This is a genomic window from Burkholderia sp. SIMBA_062, from assembly GCF_046534765.1.
GTDB lineage: Bacteria > Pseudomonadota > Gammaproteobacteria > Burkholderiales > Burkholderiaceae > Burkholderia > Burkholderia ambifaria.
In genome coordinates this window covers 1-235 of the sequence record NZ_JAWRYD010000635.1, presented here as the reverse complement: position 1 = coordinate 235, position 235 = coordinate 1, and the positions used below count along the sequence as shown (strand labels likewise).

Genomic DNA, 235 nt, shown 5'->3' with positions numbered 1-235 from the left:
CGCGTTGTCACTGCCGATTTTCGACGGCGGACGCCTGCGCGCGCAACTCGGCGCGCAGTCGGCGGAATACGACTTTGCGGTCGATCAGTACAACCAGACGATCGTCACCGCGCTCAAGGAAATCGCCGACCAGGTCGTGCGCATGCGCTCGCTGGCGACCCAAGAAGAAGACGCGCATCGCTCGGTCGCGGCCGCGCAGCGCAACTACGACCTCTCGCAGGAAGGCTATCGCCGC

General features: G+C 65.5%; 1 protein-coding gene. It reads left to right on the top strand.

The window, feature by feature from the left end:
• Positions 1 to 235 (top strand): TolC family protein (locus SB786_RS37730; protein ID WP_410731775.1); only part of this gene is annotated, 235 nt, incomplete at both ends.